The sequence below is a fragment of the Vibrio sp. DW001 genome, assembly GCF_029016285.1.
Lineage (GTDB): Bacteria > Pseudomonadota > Gammaproteobacteria > Enterobacterales > Vibrionaceae > Vibrio.
Genome location: NZ_CP091975.1, coordinates 1,262,122 through 1,278,102, shown reverse-complemented (window position 1 = coordinate 1,278,102; position 15,981 = coordinate 1,262,122). Strand labels below are relative to the sequence as shown.

The 15,981-nt window shown below is 41.4% G+C and carries 11 protein-coding genes; 1 reads left to right on the top strand and 10 read right to left on the bottom strand.

All coding sequences use genetic code 11. The features are described 5' to 3' along the window. Positions 1-51 precede the first annotated feature (51 nt). The 6 genes from L3V77_RS06120 to L3V77_RS06095 form a co-directional block, all read right to left on the bottom strand. The gene (locus L3V77_RS06120) at positions 52-2,463 is read right to left on the bottom strand and encodes a glycosyl transferase (protein ID WP_275136214.1); all 2,412 of its coding nucleotides are present in this window, start codon (positions 2,461-2,463) and stop codon (positions 52-54) included. Positions 2,464-2,539: 76 nt separating this feature from the next. Beyond that, positions 2,540-3,631 (bottom strand): sn-glycerol-3-phosphate ABC transporter ATP-binding protein UgpC, encoded by a 1,092-nt coding sequence (gene ugpC / locus L3V77_RS06115; RefSeq protein WP_275136213.1) that lies wholly within the window; start codon positions 3,629-3,631, stop codon positions 2,540-2,542. A 93-nt stretch (positions 3,632-3,724) separates the two neighbouring features. Then, a complete protein-coding gene (locus tag L3V77_RS06110) occupies positions 3,725-4,591 on the bottom strand; it encodes a carbohydrate ABC transporter permease (protein WP_275136212.1) in 867 nt (288 codons plus the stop codon). 1 nt (position 4,592) lies between these two features. Next, entirely contained in the window at positions 4,593-5,585 is a 993-nt protein-coding gene (locus L3V77_RS06105; protein WP_275136705.1) for a sugar ABC transporter permease, read from the bottom strand. Between the two features lie 80 nt (positions 5,586-5,665). Then, on the bottom strand, positions 5,666-6,913 hold the full coding sequence (locus L3V77_RS06100) for an extracellular solute-binding protein (RefSeq protein ID WP_275136211.1): 1,248 nt from the start codon (positions 6,911-6,913) through the stop codon (positions 5,666-5,668). A 17-nt stretch (positions 6,914-6,930) separates the two neighbouring features. Further along, positions 6,931-7,935, bottom strand: coding sequence for a LacI family DNA-binding transcriptional regulator (locus L3V77_RS06095; RefSeq protein ID WP_275136704.1), 1,005 nt, complete (start codon positions 7,933-7,935; stop codon positions 6,931-6,933). Positions 7,936-9,265: 1,330 nt separating this feature from the next. On the opposite strand from L3V77_RS06095, the gene L3V77_RS06090 reads away from it, so the two are divergent. Continuing rightward, entirely contained in the window at positions 9,266-10,501 is a 1,236-nt protein-coding gene (locus L3V77_RS06090; RefSeq protein WP_275136210.1) for a carbohydrate porin, read from the top strand. A 145-nt stretch (positions 10,502-10,646) separates the two neighbouring features. Here the strand turns inward: L3V77_RS06090 and L3V77_RS06085 are convergent, their stop codons facing one another. From L3V77_RS06085 to L3V77_RS06070, 4 genes are all read right to left on the bottom strand, one after another. Further along, positions 10,647-12,251, bottom strand: coding sequence for a PAS domain-containing sensor histidine kinase (locus tag L3V77_RS06085; RefSeq protein ID WP_275136209.1), 1,605 nt, complete (start codon positions 12,249-12,251; stop codon positions 10,647-10,649). 213 nt (positions 12,252-12,464) lie between these two features. Continuing rightward, the gene (locus tag L3V77_RS06080) at positions 12,465-13,334 is read right to left on the bottom strand and encodes an ABC transporter ATP-binding protein (protein WP_275136208.1); all 870 of its coding nucleotides are present in this window, start codon (positions 13,332-13,334) and stop codon (positions 12,465-12,467) included. Between the two features lie 19 nt (positions 13,335-13,353). Next, a complete protein-coding gene (locus tag L3V77_RS06075; protein ID WP_275136207.1) occupies positions 13,354-14,322 on the bottom strand; it encodes an ABC transporter permease in 969 nt (322 codons plus the stop codon). Between the two features lie 108 nt (positions 14,323-14,430). Next, the gene (locus tag L3V77_RS06070) at positions 14,431-15,813 is read right to left on the bottom strand and encodes a CmpA/NrtA family ABC transporter substrate-binding protein (protein WP_275136206.1); all 1,383 of its coding nucleotides are present in this window, start codon (positions 15,811-15,813) and stop codon (positions 14,431-14,433) included. Positions 15,814-15,981 lie beyond the last annotated feature (168 nt).

Below are 15,981 nucleotides of genomic sequence, written 5' to 3'. Positions count from 1 at the left end.
TCTCTGTTCATTGTAAACACGGTCTATAAGCAGTGAGTGCGTCTAATTTAATTAACCAAGTATTACATCAATTTTGTGTTCACCAGTGGTGAATACAGGCGCTTTATTACCTTCAATACGTACACCATCGACACGCATTTCGCGAACCCCTTTACAAACAGAGTCAGGGTTAGAGACATGAATACAATAGGTTGCGCCTCTAAATTTACGTTTCATCGTAAACTCTGGCCAATTAGCCGGAATACATGGGTCGACAAGCAAACCATCCACTTCAGGTCTTACACCAAGTATCCATTGAGTACCCGCAACATATGTCCACGCTGAGGTACCCGAAAGCCACGCATTTCGACCTAAACCAAATTGCTTATGTTCGTCACCTAATATATTTTGTGGATAGCAATATGGTTCGGTTTCAAATGTATTCAAATCATCGTTTTTCGATGCAGGGTTAATCTGGCGGTAGTATTCATACGCGCGCTCGCCATTGCCCATTTTTGCTTCAGCAATCATCACCCAAGGGTTAGAGTGTAGAAAAATGCCACCGTTCTCTTTTGCTCCGGGAGGATAAGTTGATACACCACCTAAGCGAGGTTCAAACCCATTATATCCCGGCGTAGAGAGCTTAATTCCATTGGCTGTATTTAGCTTTCTGTTAACAGAATCAAGCGCCTGCTCTGCTCTCTCATCTGTAGCAAAACCAGAGATAACCGGCCAGCTCTGCCCATTTGTATATATTTGACCTTGTTCATTGCTGTGTGAGCCAATTGGCGCGCTATTTTCATCATAATAACGGACATACCATTCACCATCCCAACCGTGATCATTCACCACTTTTTGCATATGTTTATATTGTGCGCAAAACTCTTCACTGAGTTGTAAGTCACGTCGCAATTTGCAGAGGTCAAGCATATCGAGCAACGCCTTGCCGTACATGTTTGCCACCATAAGTGATTCTGCACCCGTTGGCAGATTGACGGTGTCGTTCCAATCTGCAAAACCAAGCAGAGGCAAACCATGTGACCCCGTATTGGTACGAGTAAATTCAATGGATCGACATAGATGGTTCCACACCGTTCCTTTCTCTAGAGGTGTATTCTTGCTGTCTTTCTCATAGAAAGGGATAATCTTATTCAAAAACTCACTATTACCTGTCTCTTTTACATACTGCGTTACCGCGTATATGATCCATAAATGGTCATCACCATAATAACTCGGACGGTCTTCTTCTTCTCTTGAATCACCTTCGTTGGCTTCCATAGTAGAAGGGAAAAACTGGTGCATTGCCGACCCATCTCGCTTCTGGACCGAGAGCAAACGTTCGATAAATTCACGGGCTTCTTCGGGCATATGCGCAATCACACCAAGGGTATCTTGAGATGAATCACGGAAGCCGATACCACGTGCTCCATAACCGAGTTGATACAACGACAGATAACGAGACCAATTTTTGGTGGTATGACACTGACGTGGATTGTGGATATTTAACATCGAATTCATCGATTCATCTGGCGTATTAACCTGAAGAGTATCTAAATAAACGTCCCAATCAGAAGAGAGTTCAGAAAAAGCGTTATCGACATTGCTATGAATGCGATATTTTGCCATCATTTCCGTCGCTTCACTTAGCGTCGATTTTTGAGTCAACTGGACCACCGTTCTTTCTGTTGCCCCCTTGCCAAGCCAACCTAACCTTAGATTTAACGCACCAATATTATCGCCGCGTAGACACTCTGTATTACCTAATTCATCCTTTTGCAAGGCCATTGGCGCAGCCCAACTTCCATAACCAAAGTCACCAAGAAACTGTTGGCGATCGCCATCAAATGATGTGGCCACACGGTCCGCCGTCATTAAGTTAACGGCGTAATCACGCTTCATGAAAGCATACTGTTCAAGTACCACGTGACCTGAATCTTGTGTGTGTGCATTCAACGTCATGGTTTGAGGAACCCAATCAGCATTGAGCAACTGCTTAAGCGCATCAAAATGTGTAAATTCAAATACAGGTACAACATCAACGTGTAACTCTTCATCAGAGATATTGGTGATTTTAATATCTTGCAGGAGTACGTCATCGTTTTTGGGTACGAAGAAGGTCACTTCACTACGTACGCCGAACGCTTCAGAAACTATCGTAGTATAGGAAAGCCCTGTGTGATTTTCGAATCTATCTAACGGCTTCAACGTTGGCGTAAAAAATGGAGAGAAGATCTCTACATCGCCCGTTTTGTTGCGTACTTTCAGATATAGGGTCGAACCCTTAAAGTCCGAGTTAGGCATCTGTGCTACGTATTTAGTAATACGGTTTAGAGCAGGATCGCCTTTACAAAGAAGCACGCCACCGTTGCTATCAACGATGCCGCCAAAATTTAGTGTGCCAACGTAGTTACTCCATTTAATCGGTGTCACTGGTGTTGTGGCTACATACTCTTTTTTCTTGTCGTCAAAAAAACCAAATTTCATTTCAAATCCTTAGGTGCTGCCCTAAACAGCAGCACTATTAAACCTTTATTAATTTTATTATTTTATATCGGTTAGATTATAGCGCGAGTGACTTACCACTTAATGCATCGAATAGATGAATCGCATCTAAATCGATGTAAAGTGTCGCACTTGCCACATCAACAACTGCCGCTTGCGTTTCTACCATCATTTGTTGCTTCGCAACCTGCGTCTTAAGTAAGATGCTTGCGCCAAGTAATTCTTTATCTTGAATGACTACGGGCACAGGCAATACACGATCATGCTCGACTTGCTCGCTACGCAGATGAAGGTCGGTAGGACGAATCCCCATGTGTAACGCAAGGTTCTTGGTCGCCAGCGTTTTAAATCGCTCAGGCAGCGGGATAACAATATCACCTAATTGGATAGCCCATTCGCCATCGGTATCAACAAGATTAGCATCTAACATGTTCATTGATGGATTGCCGATAAATTGAGCCACAAACTTATTGGCAGGGCGCTTAAATACGTCTGTCGGAGTACCAACTTGCTCAACATACCCATCTTTTAGAATGACAATACGATCCGCCAACGTCATTGCTTCAATCTGGTCGTGCGTTACATATATCGTTGTTGTTTTAAGTTCACGATGAAGATGTTTTATTTCTTCACGCATCACACCACGAAGTTTTGCGTCTAGGTTAGATAAAGGCTCATCAAACAAGAATACTTTCGGCGTACGCACCATTGCACGTCCCATCGCGACACGTTGACGTTGACCCCCAGACAGTTCTTTCGGTTTACGGTCTAATAGCGGATCAAGTTCAAGCATTTTAGTTGCCTTGCGAACCTCCGTATCTATGTCTGCTTTTGCCATTCCTTTTAGCTTGAGGGCAAAGGCAATATTTTCGTAGACCGTCATATGGGGGTATAGTGCGTAGCTTTGAAATACCATCGCTAAATCACGATCTTTAGCATCTATCTTATTCATCAACTTACCACCAACATAAATCTCGCCGGAGGTGATGCTCTCTAAGCCAGCAAGCATGCGTAGCGTGGTTGATTTTCCACAACCAGATGGCCCTAAAAATACAACAAACTCGCCATCTTCTACTTCAAAATCGAACTGTTTTACTACATCAACATCGCCGAAGGATTTTTTGATATTTCTAAATTCTACATTTGCCATAATTATATTTCTCCGCTTACGAGTGTCGTTCTCTATGAGCTTTGCACTCGCCTTGCATTAATTAGTCATTATTCGGGTTCAATTCGCAATGAATTACCCTTTCACTGCGCCAGAAGTTAACCCACTTATCATCTGTTTAGATGCAAACAGATAAGCAGTGACAAGTGGTAATATCGAGATTGTGGTTCCTAGCATTACCGCTCCCCACGGGGTGTTTGGTATCCCTTGCACACTTCTCAATGCCTGAGTAATTACGTAATTCTCTGGCGATGTAAGCACAACGAGCGGTTGCATGAATGAGTTCCAGAAAAATACAAACTGAACGATGGCTAATGTCGCAAGCGCTGATCTCATCAACGGAAGCACAACACTCCAATAGGTTCTAAATTCGCCTGCGCCGTCTAACTTAGAAGCTTCTAATAGCTCTTTAGGAATAGAGGCAATAACATGCTGTCGCATTAGAAAGATACCAAACGGAGTTGTAGTAAACGGTAACCACACCGCCATATGGTTATCCATTAAACCCAGAAATTTCACGATCATGAAATAAGGTATAAGGCTTAACACAGGTGGAATCATCATTGACCCAACTAACATACCAAATAGAACATTCTTGCCTCTAAACTTAAATACGGCAAACGCATATCCACCCATACTACAAAATAGCAGCGAAATAGTCGTACCAAGAAAGGCAACATAGATACTGTTAAACATTGCCTGCCAAAATGGCATTATTTCCAATAATTTATCGTAGTTAATCGCGAGGCTGTCACCCATCATTAGGCTTATGCCAGAACCGAATATTTCGGAACGGTCGCGAGTAGACAACAATGCAGACCACAAAAACGGGAATACCGTAATCAACGCAGACACGATAAGAATGGCGGCTAGCGCAGCCAATAAAATTTTTGTGATTAGCTCTGAAACGTCAGAACTTGGCTTTAGTGCACTTAATTTCATTTTATTGCTCCCCTAAGCCTTTTTTACCAAATAACACAAACTGAATCGTTGTGAAGAATGCAATAAGTGCGAATAACAACCATGAAATTGCAGATGCCGTTCCCATCTCTAGCCACTCCCAACCTACTTTGTATAAATACATAGATATTGTTAAACCAGCCTGCCCTGTACCACCAAGACCTTTCGTCAATACAAACGGTTCTTCAAACAACTGCAAATTACCAATGATAGTCATCGTGACGGCAAAAAAAACAAACGGACGAATCATCGGTAATGAAACATACCAAAATCGATGCAGCGCATTTGCACCATCCATTCTTGCTGCCTCTAAGATATCTTTTGGTATGGTCATTAACCCTGTCGTATAAAGCACGATATTGAAACCGGTATATTTCCAGAAGACAACGATAGCAATAGACGGTTTGATAAATGAGGCATCATCCAACCAACGTATGGGTTGGTAGTTGTTTACCCACGCAAACGCCCAACCAAGCAATGTACTGTCAGCCAAACCCATTAATGCTTGGTTGATTACGCCTGAGTTCGGTGAATACATGTTAAAGAAAATCAGAGACGCCGCTACAGTTGACGTAATGTACGGTAAGAAATAGGCAGACGTCAGCCAGTGACGCAACCTATCCCCAAGAGAAACTAAGATGTACGCAACCGGAATCGCAACAAGATGTTGTGCGACACCAGAGGTAATTGCTAGCCAGAAAGTATTCTTAAGAGAACGCCATAGCCACGGGTCTGTTAATGCAATGCTGTAGTTCTCAAAACCCACAAATTCCATTGCGGCTATCCCTTCTACTGGGTTCCATGCATGGAACGATAGAAAAACGGAAAAGAGCAACGGAAAAATACCAAAAACAGAAAAAATTATTAAAAAAGGCAAAAGAAAACCATACGGTGTAAGCGCTTTCACGTTTAACCGTGAAAGAAACCCTTCCTTCTCAGAAAGTTCCTCCTGATTCGACAATACTGTTTCTTTCATTGTCTGACTCATAATAACGACCTCACTAGGTAGAGGCGCCTGTCTCTAATGGACAATGCGCCTCTTAAATTTACTAATAATTACTTAAGGTTACGGGTACGACGTAGGATTAGACGTTCAGCTTCGCTAAGCGCCGTTTTGATGTCTTTACCTTCATCAAGTACTTCCATTAATGCGTTTTCTAAGATAATTGAACGAGCGACATGATCACCACGGCCTGGTTCTACTGGCTTGATATTCTTCGCAACTTCAGCAAACAACTGACGAGCCTTTTGACCACCCAAGAATTCAACTTCCTCATTAAATAGTTCATCATCATAGGTTGTGATATTTGCAGGGAATGCAGTAATCGTTTCGAAGTGCTTAAGCTGAACATCACGATTCGTTGTCATGTATTCAATAAGCTTCCAAGCTTCATCTTGCTTCTCAGATTGTTTCGGAATTGATAGGAATGAACCACCCCAACTGCCATAGATTCCATCAGGAAGGTTTGACACACCCCACTTACCTTTAGTTTCTGGTGCAATCCAATTTTGTAGATGACCTAGAAGCCATGCGCCAGAAAGCTGAGTAGCAAACGTACCGTTACGGAAACCTTCATACCACTCGTTTGACCATGCTGTAATACGCGCGTCCAAGCCGTTATCGCGGATCTGCTTAGCCACTTCAAATGCATGAACAAAACGCTCTGAGGTTACGACTGGCTTACCATCTTTATCAAAGTAAAGACCTTCACCTTCAGGAACAGTAGTGAAAATAATTGCTTGTGCTACGTCTGCCGCTGAAGCGATAAGATAGATATCGTCTTGCTTTAGTTTCTTACCGTACTCAATGTAAGAATCCCAATCTTTAATTACTGCATCTTGCTTCACGCCTTCGTTAGCAAGAATGTCGGTGCGGTAGTACATCACACCAGGACCTAAGTCGACCGGAATACCGTACACATCGCCGTCACCACCTTTGCCTTGAGTCCAAGCGTAAGGAGCAAAGCGATCAGCATACTTGTCTGCACCATACTGTTCAGAGAGATTAACAAGCCCACCAGAAGCAACGAAAGGACCAATTTTTTCTACATCAACCACAATAACGTCACCGGCTCCAGAACCCGTTGCCAAGTTAGTGGTTAACTTAGTGTGGTGGTCACCGTGGTTGTTCATCAAATAATCTACTTTGATACCCGACTGCTTTTCAAAGTCAGGAAGGATAACCTTCAAGCTGCTATCGAAATCTGGAAATCCATCAAAACGAATATCGGCATCAGAGGCATTTGCTGTTGCTGCGAGTCCTAAAGCAACCGCACTGGATAGGGTAAGAGTCTTAAGGTTCATCTTATAATCCTTCATTATTATAAATTAGCTGTGAGTTTTTTCACCGACTCTCTAATCACTAAAGAGGGGGAAAGTTTAAAATCTACTTCTGTTTTCTTTTTAATGAGTTTTTGAAGGATTAATTGCACCGCTTCAGTACTCATCTGTTCTATTGGAAAATCGATCGTTGTAAGCCCTGGAGTCAGGTAACGGGCAAATAAAATGTTGTCGAAACCAACAAGAGATACATCCTCCGGGACTAATAAACTGGCTTTTTTCATCTCTCCAAAAGCGCCAAAAGCCATGTGGTCATTTGCCGCAAAGACCGCACTAAAACGGCAATCACGGTTAAGAAGCTTGTTCATGGCGCTTGCACCTGTTTCTTCTGTAAATCCCGCTTCAACTACGCGTGATTCACTGTATTCAATACCCGCTTCTTCTAGCGCCTCGCGGTAACCTTGCAAACGACCTCGCGCATCTGATTTAGACAGAGGACCCGTAATACACGCGATTTCACGATGCCCCATATCAATAAGGTATTTTGTCGCGATATTTGCACCCAACTCGTTATCGAGTTCTATACAGCTATTATTCAGTTCTGGAACAAGGCGGTTCACAAGGGCAAGCTGAATACCCTGAGTTTCTAGGTCAATTAGATAGTCGTCGGAAACATCCTGAGTATGTAGAATGAGCGCGTCGACACGTCGGCTTAGCAAAAAGTCTATCGCCTGTTTTTGACCCTCTTCGTCATTAGAACCGGCCGTCACCACCAGGTGATAACCAAAACGACGCAGCTGATCCTCTATTGCTTGAAGCATGCCAGAATAGAAACCTGCCAATTCAGGAACGACAACTCCAATACTGCCCGTTCGACTAGACGCCAATGCCTGTGCAATAGAATTTGGGCGATAACCAAGTTTCTTAATCGCTTTTTCTACCGACATTTTTTTGTCATGGCTTACTCTGGTAGAACCATTAACCACTCTTGATACTGTCGCTTGAGAGACACCAGCGAATTCAGATACGTCTCTAATTGTTGCCATCATTTTGCCCCTCCCTATGTCATGCATTCAAATTGGAAACCGCTTTCATGTTACGGATAATAGAGCAATCAAAATGGCGATTAGTGAACTGGATCACATTGAAATTAAGGTGACAAATTGGAGCATCAAAAGCTTGAAAACACCGACAGGAAACCATCCTCCCATGAAACTGTTTCATGGATCTCACTCAGATAAAAACTCACGAGAAAGATAAAAACTTTTTTAATAACAATAAATTAACTGATAAAAGGTCAGAATAAAGTTTGGATAATCATTCTGTTTCATGAAAAGTACTGAAAAGTTTTACTTTCGGAAGCACAATAAATGGGGCACTAAAGTGCCCCTTAACTGTGTGGAGTTCACAAAGCATATACTGCTGGTTCTGCTGCCCAGAGATAGGCTAATCATTGCTAGAAAAGGCTTGAGATTTACTTTGTATTGCAATCCAACACTGTTCTTTCGACTAGGTACAACCTAAAGCTCACCAAATTCGACATTGCTTATCGTTTTGCTCACTCCTGTTATAGGTAGTAAAAATGTGTTTAAACAGGCGTTGGAGAAACCATAATAGTAATAGATACAAATAAAAAAATAGATTTAAATCACGAAAAATTAATATTATGAAGCTAATGAAACAACTTCAATTGTATACACCAACCAACAACAACGAAAATTCATATATATAACAACAACTCAGTAAAAATACCTTCATCGTCTACTTATTTTAATTTACCTTTGTTTCATGAAATATGACAACTCCATGCAACCTATTATATATAAAGAATAAATTTACATAAAATACCCTCATTATAAGGAAAATATTATTTTTTAATACATTAAGATTTAAATGCAATTATTTAAATTACATCACATCTAATTAGTTAATCTATAATTTCAACCACTTCATCGCCAATTCACGAGCTTAAAGAACCAAACATAGAATATCTAAACATAGTTTTCAGATGTTCTATGGAGATATTATGATTCATTTATATTTATAAACTCATAAATTGCATGAAAGATCTCAAATATATGAAATTTTTCATAACTCTGACCAAAAAACGACCTATATAGTCCATTACAAATGTGACGAAAACACATATATGCTGTGAAATGAAAGCGATTGCAGAGTACGCAAACCGTCACAGGGCTACAGATAAATTATTGATATTAATATGTAAATACTGATCAGCTCCACTGTTAATTGTTTTATTTTGTTTCATGTAATTTATGCCTCTAAAACGTGTGAGCCCGTAGAGTTTTTTCAAACGTTTCATTCCTTAATATTTCCCCCGAAATAACAAAACCTACAATAATTTAAGGACCGTACATGAAAAACTTTAAGGTTTTATCTCTCGCCCTAGCAGTGGCCTCCTCTCTTACAACTTTTGGCGCTGTCGCTAACGAAACTATCAATATGCAGGCGCAGATTGATGACTTACAAGCGCTTATGGCAGAAAAAGAAAATGATGTAATTTTCTTTGGTTACGCTCGATATGGTGCGCAATATCAAAATGGTGATACTCGATATGTAAACGGTATTGGTAGTACGGGACAAACTGTTGGTCGTTTGGGTAACGAAGCCAATGGTGGTGAGTTTGGTATTGCGAAAAAGTACACCGCTGAAAATGGCGCGATTTGGGACCTTGCTGTAATGGTAGAACATTGGTCAAATGATGAATGGGGCGATGAATCCTACGGTGGTGTCAACCTTAAAAGATTTTACGCAGGTGCCACCAACATTTTTGATTCACAACCAGGTTTGTATGTTTGGGCAGGTCGAGATTTCCATTCTCGATTGCAACAAGGCTTAAACGATTACTATGTAACAATTGAAGATGGTCAAGGGGGTGGTTTCAAAAATTTTGACTTAGGTGGTGCAAAATTGGACTTTGGTTTTGTTGGGGGTGTCGACGATAATGAAGGATCCCTTGGAAACGACAACGGTAAATATGCCGCGACCTCTAAGATTAAAGACATTGATGCAGGATTTGCAAAAATTGACGCATACGCACACTTTGGTTTTACATCAGAAGATGAAGGTATTGAAAGCGCGGGACTAGATAGCGAGACAGCATGGTTAATCGGTACTCAAATTAAATTTGATTCTGCTAGCTTGCATGTTCGATATGGTGACGGTGCAAATAATTCAGTAATGGGCCTTAAAGGTGATTTCCAAAGTTTATTTGTCAGTTATGAAGGTGGATTTAGTGCTGGCGAAAATTGGAATATTAACTACCTAGCCGCTTATTATAACCAATCTGGTGATGACGCTACCGATCAGAATGAATATAGCCTCATCGTTCGTCCTCAATATCGTTGGAACGATATTCACTCCACATGGATTGAAACTGGCTATGCATTAGTTGATGAAGACAGCGGCAACGAAACGGATGGTTGGAAAGTAACGCTTTCTCAAAACATCTCTATAGGAGGCTTACCTTGGAGCCGTCCAATGCTTCGCTTCTATGCTACCGTTGGTGAGAAAGATGTTGCCCCACAAGGATCGGCTAACACAACTACCGATACCGTTAGCTTCGGCGCAATGTTCGAGGCATGGTGGTAAAATCGTTAAATTTAGACGTACTTTACCATTCTATTAATACACATTGGCTACTGTTTTACGCTCTATAATGAGTAAAAAAAAAGGGTACATTAGGTGCCCTTTATTTGTTTTTTATGGTGATAAAAGAGAGGATTTTCACTAAACTTTAAAGCTGTGGCAGGCCACTTAACGCCTCGACCAAATCATCCCGTTTGAGTGGTTTTATAAATATCCCGCTTAGGTTATAACCACCAGCAAGATGTTGTTCCAAATTACTTTTAATTGCGTCCGCTGTTACAATAAATGCTGGCGTATCCTTAAAGTACTCATATTGACGCAACTTAATTAATGTTTCAGGGCCACTCAAAATAGGCATATGCACATCAAGTAAGAAACAATCTATATCTCTATTCAAACTCCCTTCTTCTGCCGCTTGAACGAGGTCACTTCCATCTTGAAAAGACAACGTATTTGCCCCTTCCAACCTTAATATTGTCTCTAATATCTCTCTGTTAAAAGGTTGGTCCTCGACAATACAGACGCTTCTCCCTGCCAAACTATTTTTCTTAACTCGATGCTTTTTGGTGTTTTCTTCTAAATACCTACTATCAGGGCAAGAATCAAGTTGCAATGAGACGGCAACAATTGTACCGATATTAGGCTTTGTGAATATCTTCACTTTACCACCCATGACTTCTGTTAATTCTTTTACGATAGATAGCCCGAGCCCTGTTCCTTCAAAGTAGTGGCTAGAAGATTTTAATTGTTCAAACGCCTTGAATATATGCCGTTTTTTATTTGATTCCATGCCAATACCTTCATCCTTGATTAAGATAACCAGCTTACATTTATTTTTGTAACGTGAAGGTTTGATACTTGCTCGAACGGTGACCGAACTATCTTTTGAGAACTTGATCGCATTGGAAACAAGATTAAAAACAATCTGTTTAATCCTTGTTTCATCCCCGAATAGGTGGCAGTCACAAATAGGTCGATACTCTTTAACTATTTGAATATGATTGTCTTTAGCTTTATGGGTAAGGTTAGCAACAACGCTATCAAGCAAATTAATTAAGTCAAAGGGCTTCATACTTAACTTTAATTTGTTCGCTTCTATAGAGGAAAGATCCAGAATATCGTCCACCAAATTCAATAGGTGGTCTACAGAGTTCGTCATTTTCTCAAAGTAGTGATGACTCGTTTCTTGGTCACATTCTGTCGCCAAATTTAGATAACCAGATATAGCACTAATCGGCGTACGTATCTCATGGCTCATTTTTGCAAGAAAGGTATTCTTAGCTTGAGTCGCCGCGTAGAGCTTTTCCTCTACAGCTTTTTTTTTGGTAATGTCTATCGCTAGGCACATTATGGCGATGACATCACCCATCTCATTAAAAATCGGCGCTTTATTGGTATAATACCAACGGCATTTACCATGAATATCAGGTAAGTATTCTTCAAAGAAGACGACTTGCTTGCCTTCTATTACTTGTAAGTCTTTTTCTCGTATTGCCTGAGCCACTTCAGGATTAAACCAAAATATTTCGGCGTCCGTTTTACCCAATACTTCATGAGGCGAAACACCTATCGCTTTTTCATAATAACTGTTGACGAGATAGTGACGTCCAGAAACATCTTTTGCGCAAACAATGGCTTCAACACCATCTATAACGTTAAGCACCATTCTTAATAACCCTTCCGAGCTCATATCAACATTGGAGATAAACTGGGAGAGAGTAAACAGATCGATACTTTTATGATCAAAACCCATAGCATTTTCAAATTTTAATTAGTAAGCCCATGCCTAGATTAACCAAAGTTACAAAAAAACACATAGCACGTCTTCGTGCAAATAAATATATTTATGCTAACTAAGAAAAATCAACATCAGTAAGAGCACATTTCAAAAAATGGACAGAACTAAACCACACACCATTGCCCTCTTTTGACGGCAATGGTGTGACAGGAAGGTGTCTCGCTTACATCAAGCGATTTTCGCTGTTTTTTCTAGCGGCTGCAAGTCTGCACCCGTATTCGACTCATTGACAGATTCACACGTTTGCAAAGGTTCAACCTTCACCTGTTTTTCGTATAGGAATCTTAATACTGATTGTCGGTATTTTTGATAAATAGGATTATCCGCTAACGCAACGCGGTTACGCGGTCTTTCTAGTTCAATATCGAGAACTTCACCAATTGTTGCGCCGGGCCCATTTGTCATCATGACAATTTTATCTGACAACAAGACGGCTTCATCTACATCATGGGTAATCATAATGACCGTATTGTTTAGATCCGCTTGAATTTTCATCAATGAGTCTTGCAGATGGGCACGAGTCAAAGCATCAAGGGCACCAAAGGGTTCATCCATAAGTAATACTTTAGGCTTTAACGCCAACGCCCTTGCAATACCTACACGCTGCTTCATCCCACCAGATATCTCATCCGGCTTTTTGTCAGATGCGTGTTGCATTTGAATAAGCTCTAGATAATGGTCTACTTGCTGTTTTATCCACGCTTTAGATTTCCCTTTAGCCACCTGTTTTACGGCCAGTTCTACGTTTTGATACACTGTCAACCAAGGCAACAGTGAATGATTTTGAAACACTACCGCCCTTTCTGGACCAGGTTCAACGACTTCTTTACCATCAAGTATCACCCCACCATCGGTGGCTTCTAGAAGACCAGCAACCAAGTTAAGAACGGTTGACTTGCCACAACCAGAATGACCAATCAGTGAGATAAACTCGCCCTGCTTGATATTGAGATTGACATCCTTAAGCGCGACAAACTCGCCTTTAGCCGTTGGGAAACGCATTCCTAACTGGGTTAAATCCAATAGTACTTTTGACATAATTTGTTCCTTTCCCCAGTTATCTAAGCTCTTGAGATTTATTCCAAGAGAGTTTCTTCTGTAATGTCAGCATGCCTCGATCTAAAAGCAGCCCAATAAATCCAATGGTTATAACCGCGACCATTATTCTGCCTAATGACGCTGAACTACCGTTTTGAAATTCATCCCAAACAAACTTACCTAACCCCGGGTTTTGCGCGAGCATCTCAGCAGCAATAAGCACCATCCATGCGATGCCTAAAGAGAGTCGCAGACCCGTAAATATCATCGGTATTGCAGACGGTAGTACGATAGTACGAATGTTTTGCCACCAAGAGAGTCGAAGCACCTTACTCACATTAATCAGATCTTTATCTACGCTTGTTACACCAACCGCCGTATTGATTAACGTCGGCCACAAACTACACAATGCAACGGTAATGAGTGAAGTAACAAAGGATTTGGGCACTAATGGATCGCTACTCACATAGCTGGCGCTCACGACCATGGTCACTATTGGCAACCATGCCAATGGAGAGACCGGCTTTAATAACTGAATAATCGGGTTAAATGCTTGGTAAAGCCCCTGATTCAAACCAAGGATAATTCCAAGCGGGATCGCGATAACCGAAGCCAACAGAAAACCGGCCGCGACTGTAATCAAGCTCGTTCCTATCTGATCAAAAAATGTAGGCTTGCCTGTATACGACCGGATCTTTACCTTTGCCTCGGGGTTTTTGGCTAATTTTGCTGCGTTGCGTTTTTCTTGTCTTGCAAAAAATGCATCACTCTTATCTCGTTCTCCAACATGTTCGTCAATCAGATTGACAAACTGAGTATAGGTTTGTACTGGTCCCGGAAGGGTGCCTAGTGAGGTTTGAACTTGTTTCGCGGACATATGCCAAATCAATAAGAACAACACAAAACCCAAAAAGGGGTAGACAAACATTTTTGATTGATTTGCTACTAACCTGGTAGCTGGCAGGATGGAAATAACATTGCTAGACATAACGACTCCTTCACCAATTTACTGAACCTGAACATGGAGTAAACGGGAAAAGACCCATCTTACTTACGCCATGTTCACGTCAACTATCTAAATTTTAATCAAGCTAAATTAGACTTTGTCGGCACCTTTTAGGCCAATAGAAAACCGATGTAGATAATCATTTGGTTTACGACCGTCATACACCACGTCATCAATAAAATGCGTTTGTGGGTCTTTAAAACCATCCTCAGACTCAAATGTTGGGAAATCATTCACTTTCAATACGCCTTCTTCAACCAATGCTTCGGCTGCTTGTTGATAGATGTCAGGACGATACACTTTTTTTGCAATATCCATATACCAATCATCCGCTTGTTCCTCTGGAATTTGCCCCCAACGACGCATCTGAGTTAGATACCAAATTGCGTCACTGTAGTAAGGAAATGTTGCGTTATAACGGAAGAAAACATTGAAGTCAGGTACTTCTCTTTTATCGCCTTTTTCATACTCAAATGTCCCCGTCATACTGTTTGCGATGACATCCGCGTCAGCACCTACATAGTCACTTTTTGCCAGCATTTTCACCGCTTCTTCGCGGTTAGCATTATCGTTTTCATCCAACCAAGCCGCCGCTCTGATCAATGCCTTAACCACCCTAATATGAGTATTTGGGTATTTATCTGCCCACACCTTAGAGACTCCAAACACTTTTTCCGGGTTGTTCTTCCATATCTCGTAATCGGTGACAACTGGCACGCCGATGTTTTTAAATACTGCTTGTTGATTCCACGGTTCACCTACACAGTAACCCTTGATTGTCCCCGCTTCCATTGTTGCTGGCATTTGCGGTGGAGGTGTTACCGATAAAAGAACATCCGCACTTATCTGCCCGCTGTTGTCGCCAGCTATAGGAGCATAATAACCTGGATGAATTCCACCAGCCGCTAGCCAATAACGAAGCTCATAATTGTGCGTTGAAACAGGGAAAACCATGCCCATATTGAAGGGTTTGCCTTGGTCTTGGTAGCGAGTAACCACGGGCTTTAACGCGTCTGCTTTGATTGGATGTACCGGCTTTCCATCTGCCTGCATTTCTAAGTGAGGTTTCATCTGCTCCCATGTATCATTAGAAACAGTAATCGCGTTCCCATTGAGATCCATACTGAACGCAGTAATAATTTCAGCCTGTGTACCTATGCCAATCGTTGCACCTAGTGGCTGTCCAGCAAGCATATGCGCTCCGTCTAATTCACCATCGATGACACGGTCTAAAAGTACTTTCCAATTCGCTTGCGCTTCCAACGTAACGTACAGACCCTCATCTTCGAAGAAACCTTTCTCATACGCCACTGCTAAAGGTGCCATATCAGTTAGCTTAATAAAACCGAATTTCAGCTCATCAATTTCTGGTTCTCCCGCCTCTGCCCACGCATTGCTCACTAAACATGAGGCCGATAACGCAAATCCTGTCGCTACAGTTACGGCCCTTCTTATCGCTGATTTATTCTGCATCCGAATTCTCCATTTCATCGCTACTACAATTTATTAGTGGTTTCTGTTTCTCAAAAATTAGCAATTAAAAACACTCTGCTTATTTCAAGTAATCGCATCGTTGTTGTCATGTCGTCATTGCACTTGCAAGTTATCGAGTTAAAAACCTCATCAATTTTTTGTTACTTA

Bases quoted from the DNA above. Each gene is read 5' to 3' on its own strand.
- L3V77_RS06080 (WP_275136208.1), bottom strand. From the start codon at position 13,334: ATGTCAAAAGTACTATTGGATTTAACCCAGTTAGGAATGCGTTTCCCA.
- ugpC (WP_275136213.1), bottom strand. From the start codon at position 3,631: ATGGCAAATGTAGAATTTAGAAATATCAAAAAATCCTTCGGCGATGTT.
- L3V77_RS06120 (WP_275136214.1), bottom strand. From the start codon at position 2,463: ATGAAATTTGGTTTTTTTGACGACAAGAAAAAAGAGTATGTAGCCACA.
- L3V77_RS06070 (WP_275136206.1), bottom strand. From the start codon at position 15,813: ATGCAGAATAAATCAGCGATAAGAAGGGCCGTAACTGTAGCGACAGGA.
- L3V77_RS06095 (WP_275136704.1), bottom strand. From the start codon at position 7,935: ATGGCAACAATTAGAGACGTATCTGAATTCGCTGGTGTCTCTCAAGCG.
- L3V77_RS06110 (WP_275136212.1), bottom strand. From the start codon at position 4,591: ATGAAATTAAGTGCACTAAAGCCAAGTTCTGACGTTTCAGAGCTAATC.
- L3V77_RS06100 (WP_275136211.1), bottom strand. From the start codon at position 6,913: ATGAACCTTAAGACTCTTACCCTATCCAGTGCGGTTGCTTTAGGACTC.
- L3V77_RS06105 (WP_275136705.1), bottom strand. From the start codon at position 5,585: ATGAAAGAAACAGTATTGTCGAATCAGGAGGAACTTTCTGAGAAGGAA.
- L3V77_RS06075 (WP_275136207.1), bottom strand. From the start codon at position 14,322: ATGTCTAGCAATGTTATTTCCATCCTGCCAGCTACCAGGTTAGTAGCA.
- L3V77_RS06085 (WP_275136209.1), bottom strand. From the start codon at position 12,251: ATGGGTTTTGATCATAAAAGTATCGATCTGTTTACTCTCTCCCAGTTT.
- L3V77_RS06090 (WP_275136210.1), top strand. From the start codon at position 9,266: ATGAAAAACTTTAAGGTTTTATCTCTCGCCCTAGCAGTGGCCTCCTCT.